Annotated in this window: 16 protein-coding genes; 12 read left to right on the forward strand and 4 right to left on the reverse strand. The window is 68.0% G+C overall.

All coding sequences use genetic code 11. The features are described 5' to 3' along the window. Window positions 1-26 precede the first annotated feature (26 nt). The gene (locus tag IAE24_RS08815; protein ID WP_199960573.1) at window positions 27-1,910 is read right to left on the reverse strand and encodes an EAL domain-containing protein; all 1,884 of its coding nucleotides are present in this window, start codon (window positions 1,908-1,910) and stop codon (window positions 27-29) included. 140 nt (window positions 1,911-2,050) lie between these two features. On the opposite strand from IAE24_RS08815, the gene IAE24_RS08820 reads away from it, so the two are divergent. Beyond that, a complete protein-coding gene (locus IAE24_RS08820) occupies window positions 2,051-2,686 on the forward strand; it encodes a Crp/Fnr family transcriptional regulator (protein WP_199960574.1) in 636 nt (211 codons plus the stop codon). A gap of 120 nt (window positions 2,687-2,806) precedes the next feature. Continuing rightward, complete coding sequence (locus IAE24_RS08825) at window positions 2,807-5,089, forward strand: sensor domain-containing diguanylate cyclase (RefSeq protein WP_199960575.1); 2,283 nt, start codon at window positions 2,807-2,809, stop codon at window positions 5,087-5,089. A 16-nt stretch (window positions 5,090-5,105) separates the two neighbouring features. Here IAE24_RS08825 and IAE24_RS08830 read toward each other — a convergent pair whose 3' ends face one another. Then, complete coding sequence (locus tag IAE24_RS08830; protein WP_043824016.1) at window positions 5,106-5,798, reverse strand: Crp/Fnr family transcriptional regulator; 693 nt, start codon at window positions 5,796-5,798, stop codon at window positions 5,106-5,108. A 114-nt stretch (window positions 5,799-5,912) separates the two neighbouring features. After that, window positions 5,913-8,237 (reverse strand): DUF6351 family protein, encoded by a 2,325-nt coding sequence (locus tag IAE24_RS08835; protein ID WP_199960576.1) that lies wholly within the window; start codon window positions 8,235-8,237, stop codon window positions 5,913-5,915. A gap of 276 nt (window positions 8,238-8,513) precedes the next feature. Between IAE24_RS08835 and IAE24_RS08840 the strand changes: the two genes are divergently transcribed. From IAE24_RS08840 to IAE24_RS08875, 8 genes are all read left to right on the forward strand, one after another. Continuing rightward, window positions 8,514-9,446 carry a LysR family transcriptional regulator gene (locus IAE24_RS08840; protein ID WP_012204057.1) on the forward strand — a complete coding sequence of 311 codons (933 nt, stop codon included), beginning with the start codon at window positions 8,514-8,516 and terminating at the stop codon, window positions 9,444-9,446. Window positions 9,447-9,566: 120 nt separating this feature from the next. Continuing rightward, the gene (locus IAE24_RS08845) at window positions 9,567-11,156 is read left to right on the forward strand and encodes an ABC transporter ATP-binding protein (RefSeq protein ID WP_199960577.1); all 1,590 of its coding nucleotides are present in this window, start codon (window positions 9,567-9,569) and stop codon (window positions 11,154-11,156) included. Beyond that, window positions 11,143-12,249, forward strand: a complete 1,107-nt coding sequence (locus IAE24_RS08850; RefSeq protein WP_012204059.1) for an ABC transporter permease — start codon at window positions 11,143-11,145, stop codon at window positions 12,247-12,249. The genes IAE24_RS08845 and IAE24_RS08850 overlap by 14 nt, the downstream gene beginning before the upstream one ends. Next, on the forward strand, window positions 12,249-13,169 hold the full coding sequence (locus IAE24_RS08855; protein ID WP_013803692.1) for an ABC transporter permease: 921 nt from the start codon (window positions 12,249-12,251) through the stop codon (window positions 13,167-13,169). The genes IAE24_RS08850 and IAE24_RS08855 overlap by 1 nt, the downstream gene beginning before the upstream one ends. A gap of 47 nt (window positions 13,170-13,216) precedes the next feature. After that, window positions 13,217-14,389: a BMP family ABC transporter substrate-binding protein gene (locus IAE24_RS08860; RefSeq protein WP_012204061.1), complete on the forward strand. Its 1,173-nt coding sequence runs from the start codon at window positions 13,217-13,219 to the stop codon at window positions 14,387-14,389. Window positions 14,390-14,639: 250 nt separating this feature from the next. Beyond that, a complete protein-coding gene (locus tag IAE24_RS08865; RefSeq protein WP_012204065.1) occupies window positions 14,640-15,797 on the forward strand; it encodes a BMP family ABC transporter substrate-binding protein in 1,158 nt (385 codons plus the stop codon). A 195-nt stretch (window positions 15,798-15,992) separates the two neighbouring features. Continuing rightward, window positions 15,993-17,000, forward strand: a complete 1,008-nt coding sequence (locus tag IAE24_RS08870; protein ID WP_199960578.1) for an aromatic ring-hydroxylating dioxygenase subunit alpha — start codon at window positions 15,993-15,995, stop codon at window positions 16,998-17,000. Further along, a complete protein-coding gene (locus IAE24_RS08875) occupies window positions 17,000-18,049 on the forward strand; it encodes an adenosine deaminase (RefSeq protein WP_034366623.1) in 1,050 nt (349 codons plus the stop codon). Before IAE24_RS08870 ends, IAE24_RS08875 begins: the two co-directional genes overlap by 1 nt. Before the next feature lie 6 nt (window positions 18,050-18,055). Here IAE24_RS08875 and IAE24_RS08880 read toward each other — a convergent pair whose 3' ends face one another. Beyond that, on the reverse strand, window positions 18,056-18,496 hold the full coding sequence (locus IAE24_RS08880; protein WP_199960579.1) for an HIT family protein: 441 nt from the start codon (window positions 18,494-18,496) through the stop codon (window positions 18,056-18,058). A gap of 461 nt (window positions 18,497-18,957) precedes the next feature. Here IAE24_RS08880 and IAE24_RS08885 point away from each other — a divergent pair, with 461 nt between their 5' ends. Both IAE24_RS08885 and guaD read left to right on the forward strand, forming a co-directional pair. After that, entirely contained in the window at window positions 18,958-20,064 is a 1,107-nt protein-coding gene (locus tag IAE24_RS08885) for a BMP family ABC transporter substrate-binding protein (RefSeq protein ID WP_012204069.1), read from the forward strand. A 112-nt stretch (window positions 20,065-20,176) separates the two neighbouring features. Further along, window positions 20,177-21,469, forward strand: coding sequence for a guanine deaminase (gene guaD, locus IAE24_RS08890; protein WP_199960580.1), 1,293 nt, complete (start codon window positions 20,177-20,179; stop codon window positions 21,467-21,469). The last annotated feature ends 51 nt before the right edge of the window (window positions 21,470-21,520 follow it).

The following is a 21,520-nucleotide window of genomic DNA, read 5'->3' on the forward strand; positions in this document are numbered from 1 at the left end:
TCGCAAGAGCCTGCGGGCTTTCTGTTTCAGGCAGGCCAGGCTGCTGCGGTGCCGTGCAGGGCCGGGCGCCGCGCTTCATCGCGCGGCGTGTGCAGCGCGATGGCGCCGCGCCCCGGCAGGCTTTGCGCCTTGGCCTGCTGCTTGGCCAGGGCCGCGAGGTTGGCGATGTCCTCGGGTGCCAGCACGCTGCCCGGCGTGACGCGCACCACGCCGATGGACAGCGTGGTGCAGGCAAAGAATCGCCGGATGCCGTGGCGGTCCTCGGCCCAGATGCCTCCGGCCTCGCGCGCCTGGTCGTCGAACAGCTGGCGCGCCTCGCTGGCGAAGGCGCCCACAATGCCTTCGCAGCGCCGCTGCCAGTCCTCGCTTTGCAGCAGCAGCATGAAGTCGTCCCCGCCCACATGGCCCACGAAGTCGCGCCGCGCATCGCAGTGCGCCACGGCCAGCCGCGCCACCAGGCGGATCATCTGGTCGCCACGCCAGTAGCCGTAGTGGTCGTTGAAGGGCTTGAAGTGGTTGAGGTCGGCGTAGCAGGCCACGAAGCCGGCACCGCTGTCCAGCAGTCGCTGCATGTGCAGGCTGATGGGGATGTTGCCGGGCAGGAAGGTCAGCGGATTGGCATGGCGCGCGGCCTCGATGCGGGCCTCGGTCACGCGGCGCACCAGCTGCTCGCCCGTGCCCAGGCCCACATAGCGGCCGTTGTCGGTGACGATGAAGCCATCGCTCAGGTAGCGCTGGTCCTGCGAGGTCAGGATGCCCACGAGCTGGTCCACATCGCAATCGAGCTCCACGATGCGCGGCTGCACGTTGGCAAAGGCCAGGCAGGGCTTGCGCCCGTGCACTTCGCGGAAGTACAGCGTGGCGTAGTGGTTCATGAACTGCTGGCGGTTGATGAGCGCCAGCGGCCGGCCGGCCTCCACGACGGCAATGGCATGCAGCTGCTGGCCGGCCTGGAACAGCTCGGCCACCTCGTCGTTGCTGGCCGTGGGCACCACGCAGGGCGCCTGCATCACCATCAGATTGCGCAGCACCCCCGGGCGTGCGCTGTGTCCCTGGTGGGGCAGCACGGCCACGCGCGGGTCCTGGGCCACGCTGCGCGCCTGCATGCTGATCTGGGGCTGGGCGGTTTCGGCAGGGCGGCCCAGCAGCCAGCCCTGGCCATACGGAATGCCCAGGTCGCGCAGGGTGCGCAGCTCGTCCTCGGTCTCTATGCCTTCGGCAATCAGCGTGGTGCCGAAGACCTCGGCAATGCCCTTGATGGCCTGCAGCAGCTGCAGCGTGGCCGGGCGCTGCTCGATCTGGTGGATGAAGTATTTGTCGATCTTGACGAAGTCGGGCTTGGCCTCGGACCACAGGCGCAGGCTGGAGCGGCCGTCGCCAAAGTCATCCAGCGCCAGGCGCGCGCCCGTGGCATGCACGGCCTTCACGGCGGCGCAGACGGCGGGCATGTCGGTCACATGGTCATGTTCGGTGATCTCCACCACCAGGGAGCGGGCCTGCACGCCGAAGCTGCGCACCGTGTCCCCGACCATGCCGGGGCCGCAGACCCCCACGGCCTGCACCAGCGCCTGGGCGCTGAGGTTGACGAACAGCCGGCCCGGCGCACTCTGCCGGCCCCAGTCCTGCAGCGCCACGCAGACCGCCAGCAGCTCGAATTCCCGAAGAATGCCCTCGGCCGCCGCCCCCTTGAGCAGGGCGTCGGGCGTGTGCAGTGGCGTTCCATGGGGGCCGCGGATCAGCGCCTCGTGCGCGTAGATGCTGGCGCTGCGCAGATCGGCCAGCGGCTGGAAGACGCAGTACAGGCCGCCCGCGCGCATGAGCTGCGCCACGGGGCCTGCGCCGGACCGCACGGCGGCGGAGAGCACGGCCGCGGCAGCGGGCAGGCTGGCGAGCATCTGGGGATCGATCATGGGCTCAACTTTTCAGCTGGATACATTACGTTTCACTGGTGACATTTTTGTGACAAGTATGCCGCCTGCGGACCGGTGTGCTGGGGGTGGATTGACATGGCTCAAAACGCGGCGGGAGCAAAGCCGGCAAAGTTGCATGCATGTTCGCCCTGTCTTCCTTGCAAGCTTTCGCCTTCGCGCCGGGTTCCGCCCAGGTGTTGGCCGCGGGTACCTGGCTCAGGCTGCGTCGGCAGTCGCCGGATACGGTGATGTATCTGGAGCGCGGTCGCGTGCTCCTGGGCATAGGCCAGGGTGGGCAGATGCGCCACCAGCTGGGTGTCGTGGAAGGGCCGGCCTGGCTGGATGCGGCCTTTGTGCTGCAGCGGCGCGGCAGCAGCCTGGACATGCTGGCCGACAGCGATGTCCGCGTGCAGCAACTTCCCCAGACCGACTTCCTGAAGGCCGTCTCGCAGCTGCCGTCGCCCGCCCAGCAACTGCTGCAGGACATGGCCCAGGCCTACTGCGCGCAGACCGAGCTGGCGGTGAGTCGCCTGTCCAAGGACGCCGAGGCGCGCTGCGCCCAGTGGCTGCTGTGCCATGCCATGCCGCACGAAGCTGGCGGCCTGCGCGTGACGCTGCACCTGCGCAAGCGGCTGATCGCCGCTCAGCTCGGCATTGCGCCCGAGACCTTCTCGCGCGTGCTGCGCCAGTTGCGTGAGCACGGACTCATCGCGGGCCGGGGCAATGTCATCGATCTGCCCAAGCCGGCGGCCCTCGAAGTGCTCGCAGTAGGCTGATTCCCACGCCGCTGACGGGTGCCGGCCTGCAAGCGCCGGGCCTTGCGGGGCGGGGTATCCACTGGTTCGCGGGTTCCACCCAGTGGGACGGCTTTCGGGCCTGCATATATTGATGGCGTCATGTCACTGGACGCCCGCCGATCTCCCTTTTTCCAGGCACTGCTGGCATCCCAGGATGCTCCGCAGCTGCCGGATTCACCCTCGCGGCCGCGCGCGGCCACAGGCTGGGGCGCCATGCGCTGCACGGTGCTGGCGCTGGCCGCTGCGGCCGTGCTGCTGGCGGGCCTTGGCAGTGCCTGGTGGGTCTCGCACAACATGCGCCAGCAGACACTGGAGCGCGCCATGGCCCGGCAGGCCGACGAGGTCGATACCGTGGCGCGCATGCTGGCCGCGCGGCTGGAGCAGCAGCAGCGCCTGCTGTGGGTGCTGGCCCAGGGCATTGCCGACCAGGGCAGCGACCCGAGCCGGCTGATGGGCGAGATGCTGCGCGGAGACGCATCCGTGCGGCTGTTCGACACCCTGCAACTGGCCGACGCGCGTGGCCAGTTGCAGCTCAGCCTGCGCGGCGGCCGTTCCGAGCCCCTGGTCGATCTGGACGAAGGCGTGCGCGACGTGATGCGGCGCAGTCTGGCCGATGGCCGGCCCGTGGTCTCCACCATGGTGCGCAAGGGGGCCGATCCCGGAATGATGGAGTTGCTGTACGCCGTGCCGCTGCGCACCGGCAACGGCACGGTCAGCGGCGTGCTGTCGGCCGGAGTGCGCATGTCCGCCCAGGCCTTGCTGCCGCCCAGCATCGATCCCTCGCGCTCCGGCGGGCGCCTGCTGGTCATGCAGCGTGACGGGCAGATCCTGGCCCATTCCGACCCCTCGCGCTGGTCGGCGCGCGCCGAGGCCGAGCCTGGCCTGGGCGCGGACTGGCTGCAGGACCCCGCGGCCGGCGCAGTGCAGGTGGGCCCCGACACCCAGCGGCGCGCGGGCTACCTGGTGACGACGGCAGGCATGCCGCTGCCGCAGTGGCTGGTGGTCAGGATCACCCCCGAGGAAGCCATTGCGCCCAGCCTGGCGCCGCGCGTGCTGTGGTGGCTGATGGCCGCCGTGGCCGGTGTCGCTGGCCTGCTGGTCCTGCTGCTGATCCTGGTCACCGAACCCATGGCGGCCCTGCACCGCACTGCACGCCAATGGCTGGCGAGCCAGGGAAGGCTGATGGCCGAGGAGCCCGATCCCGCGCCCGAACCCGAGCCGGGCCATGCGGAGGAAGGCGGCTGGCGCATGCCCTGGACCCATGCCTGGGGCGAAGCCTCCACGCTGTGGCAGGCCCTGCATCGCCTGGGGCAGCTGGGGCAGGAGCAGGGGCACGAGGTCGGCCGGTTGCAATTGCAGCTGCAGACGCTGATGGACTACGCGCCCGTGGGCCTGGTGGTCACGCGGTCGGCGCATCTGGAGCTGGTGGGCCTGCAGGCCGCGCGCATGCTCGGCTACCCGCCGCGCGAGCTGCAGGGGCAGGCGATACGCCAGCTGTGCGCCTCCGACGCGGCGCACATCCAATTGCTGGAGCGCGTGCGCAAGGACCTGGACATGTACGGCCAGTTCGACAGCGAGCAGTGCTTTGTCCGCAAGGACGGCCGCCCCATCTGGGTGCGCCTGCACGGCCAGAGCCTGCAGCGCCTGCAGCGCGGCCTGGAGCCGCGCGCCGTGGTGCCGGCAGACCCCACCCTGGTCTGGGTGGTCGAGGACGTGACCATGCAGCGACTGGTGCGCGAGCAGCCGGGCTGGAAGGCCATGCATGATCCGCTGACCCTGCTGCCCAATCGCGAGGCCTTTGCCATGCGCCTGCATGAATGGCTGCAGGAATGCAGTGCCGCCCAGCGCCTGCCGGCCGAGGCGCTGCAGCAGGGTGAATCCGCCCTGCAGCACAGCGACAACACCGCCGTCGCCACGGTAGAGGAGGCGCAAGAGGCTGAGGAAGAGGCGGCGGAGGAGACCGTCGGCCTGCAGCAGCATGGCGTGATCCTGTTCCTGGACCTGGACCACTTCGCCCACGTCAACCAGCAGGGCGGCCATGCGGCGGGCGACGAGGTGCTGTGCCACATGGCCCGGCTGATCGACAGCGTGGTCCGGCCGCTGGGCTGGGTGGCGCGCCTGGGCGGTGATGAATTCGCCGTGCTGCTGGCGGGCACCTCGGCGGAGCAGGGCATGCTGCTGGCGCAAAGCCTGTGCATGGCCGTGCAGGACTGGGAAGGCGCGCACGAGGGCCAGCGCTACCTGATGGGCGCCAGCGTCGGCATGGTGGTGCTCGATGCCCGCCAGCACACGGTCAGCAGCGCGCTGCGCTCGGCCGACATGGCCTGCTATGCGGCCAAGCGCAAGGGCCGCAACCGCGTCGAGGTGCTGGAGGCGGCCTGAGCGCCGGGGCCGTGCCTCACTCGAAGGATTCGCTGAAGCGCCGCAGTCCCTCGGGATCGATCAGTGTCAATGCGCCATAGGAGACGCGGACGGCTCCGATGTCCTCCAGCTCCCCCAGGGTGCGATTGACGATCTGGCGCGACACGCCGGCCAGGCTGGCCAACTCCTCCTGCGACATGCCCAGGTGCCGGTTGCCGGTGTCCGGATACAGCCTCGAATCGGTCAGCTCCGAGATGCAGTGCGCCACATGGCGGCTGGAATGGTGCAGCCGTGCATGCTCGCAGCGGCCGATGAACTGGCCCAGGCGCGCATTGAGCTGGTCCAGCAGGAAGCGGTTGAAGCCGAGGCTGCGCTCCAGCAGCCAGTGAAAGGTGCTGGCCGGCATCAGCGCCACCAGCGTATCCTCGATCGCCGTCGCGTCGAATGGCCAGCATTCGTGCTTGAGCAGTGTGCCCTCGCCGAACCAGCAACCCGGGGTAAAGGTGGCCAGCGTGGTGCTGCGCCCGGTAGGCGACAGCGCATGGATCTTGACCGCTCCCTGGACGACGCCGGCCCAGTGGCCGGCCCGGTGCGTCTTGTGGCAAAGCGGGGTGCCGGCCGGTATGTGCCGCAACAGCACCTCCCGCCGCAACCTGAGCAGGTGGGCCCTGCTCAGGTGGGGCGCAAAGGGCGCGGACTTGAGGACGGCGTTGATCGTGGGCGGCTGCATGGTGCTTGATGCAAATCTTCAATGAAAGTCTGCTGCTTCATTGCATGAATTGGCACGCTGCAAACCCTGATCACCGGCCCCCGGACCCCTGCGGGACTTCGCGCAGGGTGCAGCTCAATCGTTGCGCGAGACCGGCGCAGGCCCGGCCTTGGTGCCCGCCGGGCCGGCACTGAAATCGGTCAGGAAGGCCGCCTCCTGGCTCTGGCCCCTTCCGGCCTGGCTCCAGTCGCACACTCCCGCCGCAAACACTGCGGCAAGGCGCGTTTGCTGGGCCGGGCTGAAGGTGATGCCGGCGTACTCCGGGCTGGTGAACGAAAGGGGCTTGAGCTGGCACTGGTAGATGTCCTCCGCGAGCGGGCCTCCGGCCACCTGGCGTGGCGACAGGGTCGGCTTGAGGGGACAGGCTGGGTCGTCCAGGGCCAGGACTTTGTCGAGATCCGAGGGGGCGGCTCCCGTTGCGGCGATGCATCCATCCCTGACATCCGAAGGCCTGTTGCGCACCACTTTCTGTGCCAGCGCAGCGCCGGTGGTGTCGCGCTCCACGGCGGTCAGCCAGCGGTCCATCATGACAAAGGCCTCGCGTCGCATGGCCGGGGCGATCAGCAGCGGGACCATACCCTTGCTGGCACGGATCACATGGTTGTCATGGTGGCCGTTGGCGGCATCCAGCCGAGCACGTTGCTGCAGGCTGCGCCAGGTCATGTGGATGTCGCTGCCGCCCTCGGGCCGCAAGTCAATGATGGCCACCTGGGACAGGTTCCTGCCGTTGCTGGTGAGGCCACTGCTGTAGAGCCTGGGCAGCAGGCTGGCCACGGCCCGCTCGCGGGCTGCCGGCCGGGACGCAGTGCCGCCGGTCCAGTCCATGTCGTTGGTGTAGCTGCCGATGCCTTCGTTGAGCTGCACGAAAGCCTCCGCGTTGATGGCGCCCGACTGCAGTGCCTTGAGTCCGTACTGCAGGCCCGTGTTGTCATACGGCAGCTGCGGCTTGGTGTGGCCGTCGGTGTCCTTGAACGTCCCGAACACTGGGACCAGCATGTCGTGGATCGAGCAGCGCACGCCCTGGCCGCGTGTGCGCGGGTCGTAGACGATGGAGGCGGGAAAGCCCACGCCGCAGTTGTCGGGCAGCCGGGGGTTCTGGGGGGCGATGAAGCTCCCTACCCATTTGTCGCAGTAGCTGGCCGGATGGCCATTGATGGCGGCCTTCGCGGTGTCGCTCAGTGCCTGTCCTGCGGCCGTCCTGTAGTAGCTGGACAGCAGGCCGCAGTCGCGTGTTTCCATCCAGGTGGATACCGCATCGGGATAGCTCAGCCCCGTCTGTATGCCCTGCAGCAGACCCGGCATGGCGGAGGCGATCACTGTCTGCATCATGGAGCCACCCGAGTCGCCGTCGCCCATGGTGTAGCGCACTTCGCCGTAGTTCTCGATCAGATGCTCCTTGATGCGCATCATGTTCTCGGCGGCCAGCAACTCGTTGTTGTTGTGCAGGTGGTTGGTCAGCATGGCTTTCACGACCATGTGGCCTGCCGCGAGCGCGTTGGGGTCGAAAGGCAGGCTGCCGCTGAACTGGTCGAGGAGGTTGACCGCCGGCTCCTGGAAGCGGTTGCCGGAAGCGGCTGCGCCGAATCGCCACAGCACCTTGCCGTTCCATCCCTTTTGCGGCTCCCAGGGCGTCCAGGCCTGCGCGGGGTCATGGTAGGCCAGGATCTGGAAGGTGCCGCGGCCCATGACGCCAGTTTCCATGCGCAGCAGGTGCTTGACCGTATCTCCGCGGTCGTTGGTGAAGTCGGCGATCTCGCTGTCGGCCGGGCGCTGCGATGGGTCGTAGGCCACATGGCAGGGCGTGGCGCCTGCCGGACCCATCGTGCAGGCGCTGCCTTGCCTGGCCTTGGGCATGTAGTAGTAGGTGTACTGGGTCCTGGTATTGCACTGGACATCCACCGGATCGGTATCGAGACCGCTGACGCGCGTGGTCACGGTCGCCGACAGTGCCGTGCCCGGCACGGAAACGGTGGCTTGCGCGCCATTGCGCGTGGCGCAGATCCACGGCGCGGTCTGCGGCCCGGCGAAGATGGGATCGCCCCGGCCATGGTTGGTGATGTCCAGCCGTGCCCTCGCGCTGCCGGCCGCCGTGGCGGTGAGGGTGTTGGCGCCCACCTTCAATCCCTCGACCCGGCCCAGAATCCGGCCATTGGCGCGCTGGGCGAACCGGGCGGTGACATCCGTGCCATTGAGCGCCACCTTCAGCGCACCGGGCGGGCTGCCCTTGGGCAGCACAATTTCAATATAGGCATTGCCGTCGCTGATCATGTCGGCCCGGTTGGACAGGCTGCGTATCTCGATGACACCCAGGCCTGAGTCACCGCTGCCGCCGCAGGCGGTCAGCACACTGGCGAGCGTGGCTGCGGCCACCATGCCCGAAAAAGGGGTTGGCTGTTTCATCGTCTTGTCTCCTGCAATCCACTTCCTTTTGAAGCGATTTCATTGAATCACGCTAACAGTCTGCAAGTCTGTATAGGTTTGGACAATGGTTTGCCGTCGACTGGCTCGCATATTGCATGTGCTGCGTGCACAAGTGTTTAACCGCCCCTGCCCAGGGCATTCTTGGTGCTTGTATCTAGCTGGCGGGGGTCATGGCTGGGTTACGCTGCGGGCTCCCCATGACCTGCGGCGCGTCCCCGGCGCGACCGCTCTTTTTTTCGCTGATTGCTTCGCTACATGCGCGACCAGGCCCTGTTCGACAAGATTGATCTGCACCTGATACGGGTGCTGCACACGGTGCTGACCGAGCGCAGCGTCTCGCGTGCCGCATTGCGCCTGGGCATGCACCAGCCGGCGGTGTCCGCTGCGCTCAAACGCCTGCGCGACCTGGCCGGCGATTCGCTGCTGGTGCGCTCGGGCGCGCACATGCAGCCCACCGAGGCCGGGCTGCGCATGGTGCAGCCGGCCGCCGACATCCTGCGCGCGGCCGAGGGCCTGTTCAGCGATGCGCGCCATTTCGATCCCCGTACCTCCACGCGCACCTTCCGCATCGCCGCCAGCGACTACCTGGACCCGCTGTTCCTGCCGCGCCTGGTGGCCCATCTCAAGACCGAGGCGCCCGGCTGCCCCGTGGACATCCTGGCCCTCAACGGCGACGCGCACTACGAGGTGCAGCTGGCCCAGGGCGATGTGGACGTGGTGATCGGCAACTGGCCCGAGCCGCCGCAGGGCCTGCACATGGCCAGCCTGTTCGAGGACGAGGTGGTCTGCCTGGTCAGCCCCCAGCACCCGGCCGTGCGCCGCGGCTGGGACGTGGCCCAGTGGCTGGAGGCCGAGCACATCGCGCCCACGCCCACCTACCCGGGCGCGCGCGGCGTGATCGACGACCAGCTGTCCCGCATGGGCCTGCAGCGCCAGGTGGCGGCGCGCTGCGCGCATTTCAGCCTGATCCCCGACATCGTGGCCACCAGCTTGCTGGTGCTGACCACGGGGCGGCTGTTCTGCGAGCGCTTCAGCCAGCGCCTGCCCCTGGTGATCCTGCCCTGCCCGGTGGAGTTCGCGCCGCTGGTGTACTACCAGCTGTGGCATGCCCGCACGCACATGGGCGCCTCCACGCGCTGGCTGCGCGACGCCGTGCGGCATGTGGCCCTGATGTCCCGTGCCCGCTAGGCGATGGCGGCAGGAACCGCCTTTTTGGTGAACAAAGTGGTGGTCGATATGAGGGCCGCCGAGGCGGTTTCAAGGACTTGTGTTCCAGTTTGTTGCAGAAATTGAAAGACAATCCCAGCCATGAATCCCCCCGATACAGTCCCCCTGCCAGCCGCCGCACCGCCCCGGCTGCAGCTGACAGGCATCACCAAGCGCTATCCGGCGGTGGTGGCCAACAACGGTATTTCGCTGACCGTGGGCGCCGGCGAAGTGCACGCCATCCTGGGTGAGAACGGTGCCGGCAAGTCCACGCTGATGAAGATCATCTACGGCGCCGTCAAGCCCGACGAGGGCCGCATCGAGGTCGATGGCAAGCCGGTCCACATCCGCAACCCGCAGGAGGCGCGCCAGCTGGGCATCGCCATGGTGTTCCAGCATTTCAGCCTGTTCGACACGCTGTCCGTGGCCGAGAACGTCTGGCTGGGCCTGGACAAGAGCCTGCCGCTGGCCGAGGTGGTGAAGCGCATCGAGTCCACGGCGCATGACTACGGGCTGGAGGTCGATCCTCACCGCCCCGTGCACACGCTGAGCGTGGGCGAGATGCAGCGCGTGGAAATCATCCGCGCTCTGCTCACGCACCCGCGCGTGCTCATTCTTGACGAGCCCACCTCGGTGCTCACGCCGCAGGCGGTGGAAAAGCTCTTCGTCGTGCTGCGCCGCCTGGCGTCCGAGGGCTGCTCCATCCTCTACATCAGCCACAAGCTGCACGAGATCCGTTCGCTGTGCACGGCCTGTACCGTGCTGCGCGGCGGGCAGGTGACCGGCGTGTGCAACCCGGCCGTGGAGAGCAATGCCTCGCTGTCGCGGCTGATGATCGGCTCGGAGCCGCCCGAGCTCACGCACCGCGAATCCCAGGTCGGCGCCAGCGTGCTGCGCGTGCAGGGCCTGGCGCTGCCGCGCTCGGAGCCCTTCGGCGTGGACCTGCATGGCATACAGCTCGATGTGCGCGCGGGCGAAGTCGTGGGCATCGCCGGTGTCTCGGGCAATGGCCAGAAGGAATTGCTGTATGCGCTGTCCGGCGAGGACACGCGCGCAGCGCCCGAAATGGTGCAGATTGCCGGCCGGGAGGCGGGGCGCCTCGGCCCCGGCCGGCGCCGAGCGCTGGGCCTGCACTTCGTGCCGGAGGAGCGTCTTGGCCGTGGCGCCGTGCCCAGCATGGGCCTGGCGCACAACCTGCTGCTGACGCGCAAGACCGCGCTGGGTGCGGGCGGGTGGATCCGCATGGGCCAGTTGCAGGAGCAGGCGCGCGCCATCATCGCGCGCTTCAACGTCAAGGCCGGTGGCCCCAACGCGGCGGCGCAGTCGCTGTCGGGCGGCAACCTGCAGAAATTCATCGTGGGCCGCGAGATCGATGCCAGGCCCAAGCTGCTCATCATCTCCCAGCCTACCTGGGGGGTGGACGTGGGGGCGGCCGCGCAGATCCGCGGCGCCATCCTGCAATTGCGTGACGAAGGCTGCGCCGTGCTGGTGCTCAGCGAGGAGTTGGACGAATTGTTTGAAATATGTGACCGCCTGCATGTGGTGGCCAAGGGCCGGCTGTCGCCCTCGGCGGCGCGGGCCGATGCCACCGTGCAGCAGATCGGCGAGTGGATGAGCGGCCTGTGGGACGGTGCTGCCGCCCCGAACGCCGCCCAGAATGCCGCCAGGGGAGGCGCCCATGTTCAAGCTTGAGCAACGCCCCCAGGCCTCGAAGCTGTGGACCTACGGTTCGCCCGTGCTGGCGCTGGCCATCACCGTGCTGATCGGCGTGTGCCTGTTCGTGATGCTGGGCAAGGACCCGGTGCGCGGCCTGCAGGCCTTCTTCTGGGACCCCGTCAAGTCCACCTATGCGCTGGGCGAGCTGGCCGTCAAGGCCACGCCGCTGCTGCTGATCGCGTTGGGGCTGGCCGTGTGCTTTCGCTCCAATGTCTGGAACATCGGTGCCGAAGGCCAGTTCGTGATCGGCGCCGTGGCCGCAGGCGGCGTGGCGCTGCTGGCGGACAAGACCACGGGGCCGTGGATCGTGCCCGCCATCCTGGTGGCCGGCATGCTCGGCGGCATGGTCTGGGCCGGCATCGTGGCCCTGCTGCGCGACCGCTTCAACGCCAATGAAATCCTGGTCAGCCTGATGCTGGTCTACGTGGCCACCCTGGTGCTGGGCTTTCTGGTCTACGGTCCGTGGAAGGACCCCATGGGCTACAACTTCCCGCAGACCAAGACCTTCGAGCGCGTCACGCAGATCCCCAAGCTCATGCAGGGCATGCGCACCAACATCGGGCTGCTGCTGGCGCTGGCTGCGGCGGCCATGCTGTGGGTCTTCCTGTTCCGCACCCGCGCCGGCTTTGCGCTGCAGGTCGGTGGCCTGGCCCCGGCTGCTGCGCGCTACGCGGGCTTTTCCTCGCGCCGCGCGCTGTGGACGGCGCTGCTGATCTCGGGCGCCGCCGCCGGCCTGGCCGGTGCGCTGGAAGTGGCCGGCCCGCTGGGCCAGCTCACGCCCTATGTCCCGGCCGGCTACGGCTTTGCCGCCATCATCGTGGCCTTCGTCGGCCGCCTGCATCCCGTGGGCATGATCTTTTCCGCGATTCTCATGAGCATGTTCTATATCGGGGGCGAACTCGCCCAGTCGCGCCTGGGCCTGCCCAAGGCGCTGACCGGCGTGTTCCAGGGCCTGCTGCTGTTCACGCTGCTGGCCTGCGACACGCTGGTGGCCTACCGCGTGCGCTGGGTGTCCCGCACGCCCGTGGTCCCGCCCGCAGCGGCGCCTGCCGTCAAGGAGGCCCGCTGATGGAATCCTACGCACTGCTGCTGGGCTCCACGCTCAGCGCCGGCACCGTGCTGGCGCTGGCCGCGCTGGGCCTGCTGATCAATGAAAAGGCCGGCATCGTCAACCTGGGTGCCGAGGGCATGATGCTGTGCGCCGCCATTGCGGGCTTTGCCGCCGTGGTCCACACGGGCAGCACCACCGTGGGCTTTCTGGCCGGCATGGGCGCGGGCGCGCTGCTGGCCGCCATCTTCGGCGTGCTGGTGATCTGGCTGAACACCAACCAGTACGCGACGGGGCTGGCGCTGTCGCTGTTCGGCACGGGCTTCTCGGCCTTCCTGGGCCTGGGCTATGTGCAGGCGCGCCTGCCCGAGCTGCCCAAGTTCGCCGTGCCCTGGCTGTCCGACCTGCCCGTGGTGGGCACGGCGCTGTTCCGCCTGCACCCGCTGGTCTATGGCGCGGTGGTCATTGCGGCGGCCCTGGTCTGGTTCCTCTACCGCACGCGTGCCGGCCTGGTGCTGCGCGCCGTGGGTGAGTCGCCCCAGTCGGCCCATGCGCTGGGCTACCCGGTGCGCCGCATCCGCCTGGCGGCCGTGGTGTTCGGCGGCGCCATGTGCGGGCTGGCCGGTGCCTACATCTCCACCGTCTACACGCCGCTGTGGGTGGAGGGCATGGTGTCGGGCCGGGGCTGGATCGCGCTGGCGCTGACCACCTTTGCCACCTGGCGGCCTGCTCGCGTGCTGCTGGGCGCCTACCTGTTCGGCGGCGTGACCATGCTGCAGTTCCACCTGCAGGCCACGGGCGTGCAGGTGGCCAGCCAGCTGCTGTCCATGCTGCCCTACCTGGCGACCATCGTCGTGCTGGTGCTGATCTCGCGCAATCCGGCCTGGATCCGTGCCAACATGCCGGCCTCGCTGGGCAAGCCCTTCTACCCGGGCTCCTGACGCTTTCATTTTTCTCTCTCCCTCCAGAACCACAAAAGGACAAACGCATGCCCGCTTTGCGCGAACGCACCCTGAAACCTGGCCTGAAAAGCACGCTTGTGAAGATGATCGGCCTGTCGGCCATCTCGGTGGCGGCCCTGACCGCCTGCGGCAAAAAGGAAGAGGCCGCAGCGCCTGCTCCCGCTGCCGCGCCTGCCGCCCAGGCGCCGGCCGAGAAGCTCAAGATCGGCTTCATGTACGTCAGCCCCATCGGTGACGGCGGCTGGACCTTCCAGCACGAGCTGGGCCGCAAGGCCATCCAGGAGAAGTTCGGCGACAAGGTGGAAACCTCCTTCGTCGAAAGCGTGCCCGAGAGCGCCGATGCCGAGCGCGTGATGCGCGACATGGCCGGCCAGGGCAACAAGCTGATCTTCGCGACCAGCTTCGGCTACCAGGAGTTCGTGCAGAAGGTCGCGGCCGACCTCAAGGACGTGAAGTTCGAGCACGCCACCGGCTACAAGAACGCCGACAACGTGGCCACCTACGACACCAAGACCTTCGAGGGCGCCTACCTGGCCGGCATCGTGGCCGGCGGCATGACCAAGACCAAGACCGTCGGCGTCGTGGCCTCGGTGCCGATTCCCGAAGTGGTGCGCAACATCAACAGCTTCGTGCTGGGTGCGCAAAGCGTCGATCCCTCGATCAAGGCCAAGGTGGTCTGGGTGAACGAATGGTTCGCCCCGCCCAAGGAGTCCGAGGCTGCCACCTCGCTGATCAACGGCGGCGTGGACGTGCTCTACCAGAACACCAACTCCCCGGCCGTGCTCAAGACGGCCGAGGAACGCGGTGCGCGCGCCTTCGGCAAGGACGGCGACATGAGCGCCTTCGCGCCCAAGGCCCACCTGGGCTCGGCCGTGATCGACTGGACGCCCTACTACAGCAAGGTCACCCAGGACACGCTGGACGGCAAGTGGCAGGGCGGCTCGTTCTGGTGGGGCGTGAAGGAAGGCGCCATCGACCTCGTGAAGATCGCCGACGACGTGCCCCAGGACATCAAGGACAAGGTCGCCAAGGCACGCGACGGCTTGAAGGACGGCAGCTTCGCCGTCTGGACCGGCCCCATCAAGGACAACACCGGCAAGGAAGTGCTGACGGCAGGCCAGGTCGGCGATCTGGGCTTCATGACCAGCATCAACTTCTTCGTCAACGGCGTCGAAGGCAAGGTGCCGGGCGCCAAGTGATCCGGCGGCAGTCCATGCACCAAGGGCCCTTCGGGGCCTTTTTTTCTGCCGCGATCCGCCAGACGGGTCCGCCCTATGCACCACGATTGTGCAAAGCCCCCAAAATGTGGTTTTCCCGCATGCCTGGTGGCTCTGGCGCAGCCGGCTGGCGCCATTCTTGCTTTATTCTCGGGACCCATCGCGGCGGGTCTGCGCCCCTGCGGACACCGCCTTCTTCCTGCCTGCCGCAGGACCACTTGAGGAAACTTCGATGACTGATCTTCACAAACGCTCCCTGATCAAGGTGGCAGCGCTGTCGGCCGTGGCCGCCGCCGCGCTGGCCGGCTGTGGCAAGAAGGAGGAGGCCGCGCCTGCGCCCGCTCCCGTTGCCGAGGCCCCTGCTGCCGCTGCAACCGAGCCTTTGAAGATCGCCTTCGCCTACGTTGGCCCCGTCGGTGACGGCGGCTACACCTTTGCCCACGACCAGGGCCGCCTGGCGCTGGAGAAGGAATTCGGCGACAAGATCAAGACCTCCTATGTGGAGAGCGTGCCCGAGGGCGCCGACGCCGAGCGCGTGCTGCGCGACATGGCCGCCAACGGCAACAAGCTGGTCTTCGGCACCACCTTCGGCTACATGGAGCCCATCCAGAAGATCGCTCCCGACTTCCCCGATGTGAAGTTCGAGCACGCCACCGGCTACAAGACCGCCGCCAACGTCAGCACCTACGACAGCCGCACCTACGAAGGCGCCTACCTGGCCGGCATCATCGCGGGCTCCATGACCAAGTCCAATGTGCTGGGCGTGGTCGGCTCCGTGCCGATTCCCGAAGTGCTGCGCAACATCAACAGCTTCACGCTGGGCGCGCAGTCCATGAACCCCAAGATCAAGACCAAGGTGGTCTGGGTCAACGAGTGGTTCGCACCCCCGAAGGAAACCGAGGCTGCGACTTCGCTGATCAACGGCGGCGCCGACATCCTGTTCCAGAACACCGACTCCGCCGCCGTGCTCAAGACGGCCGAGGAAAAGGGCAAGCGCGCCTTCGGCTGGGACTCCGACATGACGGCCTACGGCCCCAAGGCCCACCTGGGCTCGGCCATCATCAACTGGACGCCCTACTACACCAAGACCGTGCGCGAGATGCTGGACGGCAAGTGGAGCAGCCAGCAGACCTGGTGGGGCGTGAAGGAAGGCGCGATCGACATCGTCTCGCTGGCCGATGACGTGCCCGCCGAAGCCAAGGCGAAGATCGAAGAGGTCAAGAAGGGCCTGAAGGACGGCACCTTCCACATCTGGAAGGGCCCGATCGCAGGCCAGGACGGCAAGGAACTGCTGGCCGCCGACGCCGTGGCCGAGGACAAGTTCCTCACGGGCATCAACTTCTACGTCAAGGGCGTGGAAGGCAAGGTGCCGGGCCAGGACAGCAAGTAAGACAGACGCCAGGCCACCCGGCGCAGGCCGGGTTGCCTGCTGCCGCCAAGGCCGCCTTCGGGCGGCCTTGGCGTTCATGCGCAGCACAGGTGCACCTGTACCGTACCTGTGCTGCGCATCGAGTGGGTTTATGCTCGCTCCCAGCCGCGGCCTGCCCGCCGCCGCGGCACAGACAGACAGCAAGAGATTCCCCCCATGATCGAAAACTCCCTCTGGCATCCCGTGGCCCAGGCCCACGAAGTTGTCGATGCGCCGCTGGGCGTGCAACTGCTGGACCAGCCCCTGGTGCTGTGGCGCGATCCGCAAGGCCTGGTCCGCGTCTTCGTGGACCGCTGCCCGCACCGTGGCGCACGCCTGTCCATGGGCCGTGTCGAGAACGGCCACCTTGAATGCCCCTACCACGGCTGGCAGTTCGCCGACAGCGGCCAGTGCGTCAAGGTGCCGGCCCTGCCCAGCTTCACGCCCCCGCCCTCGCAATGCGTGAAGGCCTTCGAGGCACAGGAAGCCTACGGCCTGGTCTGGGTGCGGCTGGCCACGGGCGAGGAGCTCTCGGCTGTTCCGGCCCTGGCGGCCCTGACGGCACTTCCAGCCTTTGAAGCCGAGGCGGACGCGCACCTGCGCAAGCTCAACTGCGGCCCCTATGACGTGGCCGCCAGCGCGCCGCGCATCATCGAGAACTTCCTGGACATGTCGCACTTCGGCTTTGTCCACGAAGGCTGGCTGGGCAGCCGCGATGCCACGGCCATCGAAGCCTATGCCGTGGAGACCACGGCCACGGGCGTGCTGGCCACGGGCTGCAAGGCCGTGCAGCCGCAGTCCAACCTGCACTCCACCAGCGCGGCCGAAGTCGAATACACCTACGAAGTCACGGCGCCCTATGCCGCCGTGCTGACCAAGCTGCCCGAGTCCGGCACCACCAAGGCAGGCTGGCGCGAGTCCATCGCCCTGTTCATCTGCCCCGTCACGCCCGAGACCAGCCGCGTCTGGTTCCGGCTGGCCGTGGCAGACTTCGATTCGCCCGACGCCCAGCTGCAGGAATTCCAGCACACCATCTTCTGCCAGGACAAGCCAGTGCTGGAGTCGCAGCAGCCCAAGTGCCTGCCGCTGGACCCGCGCGCCGAAATGCACTCTGCGGCCGACCGCATGTCGTCCGCCTACCGCCGCTACCTCCGGGCCAGCGGCATCACCTTCGGAGTCTGCTGATGCACACCGTACCCGCCGTGGATGCCGCGCATCTGCCCCAGTTGCTCAAGGCCATGCCCAAGGCCGAGCTGCACATGCACATCGAAGGCTCGCTGGAGCCCGAACTGATCTTCGCGCTGGCCCAGCGCAACGGCGTGAAGCTGCCCTATGCCAGCGTGGAAGACCTGCGCCGCGCCTATGCCTTCACCGACCTGCAGAGCTTTCTGGACATCTACTACGCCGGCGCCAGCGTGCTGCTGTACGAGCAGGATTTCTACGACATGGGCCGCGCCTACCTGACGCGCGCCGCGCAGGACAACGTGGTCCATGCAGAGATCTTCTTCGACCCCCAGACCCACACCCAGCGCGGCGTGGGCATGGAGACCGTGATCAACGGCCTGTACCGCGCCTGCCGCGATGCGGAGATAGAGCAGGGCATCTCGTCGGCGCTGATCCTGAGCTTTCTGCGCCACCTCAGCGAAGAGGACGCCTTCGCCACGCTGGAGGCCGCGCTGCCGCTGCGCGACCGCTTCATCGGCGTGGGGCTGGACAGCAGCGAGGTCGGCAACCCGCCCGAGAAGTTCGCCCGCGTGTTCGCGCGCTGCCGCGAGCTGGGCCTGCACCTGGTCGCGCATGCGGGCGAGGAGGGACCTCCCGCCTATATCTGGGGCGCGCTGGACGTGCTGCATTCCGAGCGCATAGACCACGGCGTGCAGGCCGCGCGCGACGAGGCCCTGATGCAGCGCCTGGTCCGCGACGGCGTGCCGCTGACCGTGTGCCCGCTGTCCAACCTCAAGCTGTGCGTGGTGTCCGACCTGGCCCAGCACAACCTGCCCCAGCTCTTGGAGGCAGGGCTCAAGGTCACCGTCAATTCCGATGATCCGGCCTATTTCGGCGGCTATGTGAACGAGAACTACCTGCAGCTGTTCGCCGCCACGGGCATGAACTCGCAGCAGGCCTGGCAACTGGCGGTCAACAGTTTTGACGCCAGCTTCGTCACACCCCAGCAGCGCGCCCACTGGATGCGCCAGCTGGAGGCCGTGTTCGCCCGATACGCCGCCCTGGCCTGAGCCCGTTCAGGCCAGCGCCTGCCTGAGGCGCTCGGCATAGTCCTGCAGCGCCTGCATGCCGGGCTCCTTGCGCGGCCAGCCCAGGCCCACGCCGTCGCCCTCGTGGCGCGGCAGCACATGCAGGTGGAAGTGGAAGACGGTCTGCCCGCCGGCTGCGCCATTGGCCTGGAACAGGCTGATGCCATCGGGGTCGAACGCCGCCTGCACGGCTTGCGCCACGCGCTGGGCCGTGCGCATCATGGCGCCGGCCTCGTCGGGCGTGAGGTCCAGCAGGGTCACGGCATGGCGCTTGCTGGCCACCAGCACATGGCCGGGGTTGACCTGGCCGATGTCCATGAAGGCGATGGTCTGCTCGTCCTCGAACACCTTGGCGGACGGAATCTCGCCCGCCACGAGGCGGCAAAAAAGGCACTGCCCCGGGGGCGAGGTATCGACGAACATCGGCATGGTCCTGTACTCCTTGGTGGTTGCTGGGGGTTGGAATTTGCCGACGATCTTAGAGCGTGTTAAGCACTTTTAAGTACCCGCGTTGGTTCTGCGCGCTGGTGATCGCAAGGCGCAGTGCGCCGCCAAGGCTGGAGCCTTGGCAAGTGCTGCAACGCCGCGAGCGCCTGCGCGCAGAGCCAACCCTTCGGGAAAGCCGGGAAATGGGCCCGGCCCTTCGTTGCAGCACACTTGCGGTATGGCAACCGCGGCGCGCGCTGCGCCTCGTTCCGGGCCCATTTCCCGGCTTTCGCGGGCACTTAAAAGTGCATAACACGCTCTAGTGGACGGTATCTGCCGTCCCTTATGGAGGCCATAAGCGCAGGCCCAGGAAGCCCTCAGGGCCGCTGCCTATAATCGCGCCCCGCACCGGCCGCTGCCCACGGCAGGTGCGTTCTCATTTCCGGGCCATGTAGAGGAACACCATGTACAAAAACCTCGCAGCCGCAGTCGCGGCCGCAAGTCTTGTATCCACGGCCTTGTCCCAAGGCCATCCCGCCCCTTCATCCCCCGCAGGTTCCGCGCCCCTCAAGGCCGCCTTCGTCTATCTGACGCCCGTGCTCGACGCCGGCTGGACGCGCCAGCACGACGAGGGCCGGCGCGCCTTGCAGGCGGCCCTGGGCCCGCGCGTGCAGACCCGTGCGGTGGACAGCGTGCCCGAGGGCCCCGACGCCGAGCGCGTGCTGCGCGACCTGGCCGCCTCGGGCAACCAGCTGATCTTCACCACCAGCTTCGGCTACACCGAGTCCGTGATGCGCGTGGCGCGCGACTTCCCGCAGGTGAAGTTCGAGTCGGTCACGGGCTTCAAGCGCGCCGACAACGTGGCCACCTCGAATGCGCGCTACTACGAGGGCCGCTATCTGTCGGGCATTGCCGCAGGCCGTGCCAGCAAGACGGGCGTGGCCGGCTTCGTGGTCGGCTTTCCGATTCCCGAGGTGCTGCAAGGCATCAACGCCTTCACGCTGGGCATGCGTTCGGTCAATCCCAAGGCCACGGTCAAGGTGGTCTGGCTGGATACCTGGTTCGACCCGCCGCGCGAGCGCGATGCGGCCATGGCGCTGTTCAACGGCGGCGTGGACGTGGTGTCCTTCCAGGTCGCATCCACCGCCGTGATGCAGGCCGCCCAGGAGCGCGGCCGCATGGCGATTGCCTACCACTCCGACATGCGCAAGGACGGGCCCGACGCCCAGTTGCTGGCCGTCACCCACCAGTGGGGCGACTACTACACGGCGCGCGCCCGCGCCGTGCTGGACGGCAGTTGGAAGAGCCAGGACACCTGGGGCGGCGTGCGCGAGGGCATGATCCGCGTGGAGGGCTTCGGCCCCAAGCTGCCGCCCGCCGTGCGCGAGGAAGTGCTGCAGCGCCAAAAGGACATGGCCCAGGGCCGCCTGCAGCCCTTCAAGGCCGGCGACCAGCCGGTGCGCGACAACCAGGGCCAGGTGCGCATTCCAGCCGGCAAGCAGCTGGACGATGCGCAGATCCTGCAGATGAACTGGCTGGTGGAAGGCGTGCAGGCCACCCTGCCCAAGTGATGGGGCCTGCGGGGCGTCCGATCCTGGCGTAAACCCTAGGATGGCGCCTGCCGATGGCGCCTATAGCGCTGCGGATATGGCATCTGCCTGTCCGCCCGCTAAGCTTGGCGGCATGCAAATCTACCGTTCCTCATTGCTGCGTTTTGCCGACGATGGCCAGGCGCTCTACGACGAAGACGGCCTGCTGGCCGTCGCCCCGGATGACAGGGGGCAGCAGCGCGTCGTCGCCGCCGGCAGCTGGCAGGCGCTGCAGGCGCAGTTCACCGGACAGCCGGGCGCCGAAGTCACCCATCTGCCGGGCCGCATCCTGGCGCCAGGCTTCATCGACCTGCATATCCACTATCCGCAGACCGATGTGATCGGCGCGCCCGCCGCCGGCCTGCTGCCCTGGCTGGAGAAATACACCTTTCCGCACGAGTCGGCCTTTTGCGAACGCGCGCATGCCGACAGCGTGGCCGAGTTCTTCCTGGACGAGCTGCAGCGCAACGGCGTGACCACGGCGCTGGCCTTTGCCACCTCGCACCCGGGTTCCGTCGATGCGCTCATGGGCGCGTCGCAGGCGCGCGGCATGCGCATGATCACGGGCAAGGTGCTGCAGGACCGCCACAGCCCCGACGGCGTGCGCGACCAGACCGAGCAAAGCCTGATCGACACCGAAACCCTGATCCAGCGCTGGCATGGCGTGGACCGCCTGGGCTACGCCATCACGCCGCGCTTTGCGCCCACCAGCACGCATGAGCAGCTGCGCGGCGCGGGCGAGCTGGCCGCGCGCTACGCCGATGTCTGGATCCAGTCGCATGTGGCCGAGAACCTGGACGAAGTGCGCTGGGTGGCCGAGCTCTTTCCGAGGGCGCGCAGCTATCTGTCGGTCTACGACGACTTCGGCCTGATGCGCGAGCGCGCCGTCTACGCGCACTGCATCCACCTGGACGATAAAGACCGCGCCCTGATGCGTGAACGCAGCACCGCTGCGGCCGTCAGCCCCACCAGCAACCTGTTCCTCGGCAGCGGCTTCTTCGACTTTGCGCGGGCCGATGCCGCGCAGTTCCTCTACGGCCTGGCCAGCGACGTGGGCGGCGGCATGAGCTTCAGCCCCTTCCGCACCATGCAGGCCGCCTACGTGGCGGGCCGCGAGGGCCAGACCAAGCAGGGCCTGAGCCTGTCGCCCGGCAACCTGTGGTGGCAGCACACGGCGGGCGCGGCGCGCGCCCTGGGCCTGGCGGGGCAGGTGGGCAACCTGCAGCCGGGCTGCGAGGCCGACTTCGTGGTCATCAACCCGGTCTGCACGCCGCTGCTCGAGCGCAAGACCCGCCAGGCCGAGAGCCTGGACGAGCTGCTGTTCGCCATGATCATCCTGGGCGATGACCGCCTGATCGAGCGTACCGTCGTTTCTCAAGCAAAATAGCGCCTTTGCGCCAGTGCCCGGCCGGGTGCTGGCGCCTGACAAGTGCAGCTA

The sequence above is a fragment of the Delftia sp. S65 genome, from assembly GCF_016516495.1.
GTDB lineage: Bacteria > Pseudomonadota > Gammaproteobacteria > Burkholderiales > Burkholderiaceae_C > Comamonas > Comamonas acidovorans.

What these genes read in the sequence shown, in the direction of transcription:
- IAE24_RS08885 (WP_012204069.1), top strand. Translation starts at nt 18,958, where the DNA reads ATGTACAAAAACCTCGCAGCCGCAGTCGCGGCCGCAAGTCTTGTATCC.
- IAE24_RS08875 (WP_034366623.1), top strand. Translation starts at nt 17,000, where the DNA reads ATGCACACCGTACCCGCCGTGGATGCCGCGCATCTGCCCCAGTTGCTC.
- IAE24_RS08815 (WP_199960573.1), bottom strand. Translation starts at nt 1,910, where the DNA reads ATGATCGATCCCCAGATGCTCGCCAGCCTGCCCGCTGCCGCGGCCGTG.
- IAE24_RS08870 (WP_199960578.1), top strand. Translation starts at nt 15,993, where the DNA reads ATGATCGAAAACTCCCTCTGGCATCCCGTGGCCCAGGCCCACGAAGTT.
- IAE24_RS08840 (WP_012204057.1), top strand. Translation starts at nt 8,514, where the DNA reads ATGCGCGACCAGGCCCTGTTCGACAAGATTGATCTGCACCTGATACGG.
- IAE24_RS08845 (WP_199960577.1), top strand. Translation starts at nt 9,567, where the DNA reads ATGAATCCCCCCGATACAGTCCCCCTGCCAGCCGCCGCACCGCCCCGG.
- IAE24_RS08820 (WP_199960574.1), top strand. Translation starts at nt 2,051, where the DNA reads ATGTTCGCCCTGTCTTCCTTGCAAGCTTTCGCCTTCGCGCCGGGTTCC.
- IAE24_RS08850 (WP_012204059.1), top strand. Translation starts at nt 11,143, where the DNA reads ATGTTCAAGCTTGAGCAACGCCCCCAGGCCTCGAAGCTGTGGACCTAC.
- guaD (WP_199960580.1), top strand. Translation starts at nt 20,177, where the DNA reads ATGCAAATCTACCGTTCCTCATTGCTGCGTTTTGCCGACGATGGCCAG.
- IAE24_RS08830 (WP_043824016.1), bottom strand. Translation starts at nt 5,798, where the DNA reads ATGCAGCCGCCCACGATCAACGCCGTCCTCAAGTCCGCGCCCTTTGCG.
- IAE24_RS08855 (WP_013803692.1), top strand. Translation starts at nt 12,249, where the DNA reads ATGGAATCCTACGCACTGCTGCTGGGCTCCACGCTCAGCGCCGGCACC.
- IAE24_RS08835 (WP_199960576.1), bottom strand. Translation starts at nt 8,237, where the DNA reads ATGAAACAGCCAACCCCTTTTTCGGGCATGGTGGCCGCAGCCACGCTC.
- IAE24_RS08860 (WP_012204061.1), top strand. Translation starts at nt 13,217, where the DNA reads ATGCCCGCTTTGCGCGAACGCACCCTGAAACCTGGCCTGAAAAGCACG.
- IAE24_RS08880 (WP_199960579.1), bottom strand. Translation starts at nt 18,496, where the DNA reads ATGCCGATGTTCGTCGATACCTCGCCCCCGGGGCAGTGCCTTTTTTGC.
- IAE24_RS08865 (WP_012204065.1), top strand. Translation starts at nt 14,640, where the DNA reads ATGACTGATCTTCACAAACGCTCCCTGATCAAGGTGGCAGCGCTGTCG.
- IAE24_RS08825 (WP_199960575.1), top strand. Translation starts at nt 2,807, where the DNA reads ATGTCACTGGACGCCCGCCGATCTCCCTTTTTCCAGGCACTGCTGGCA.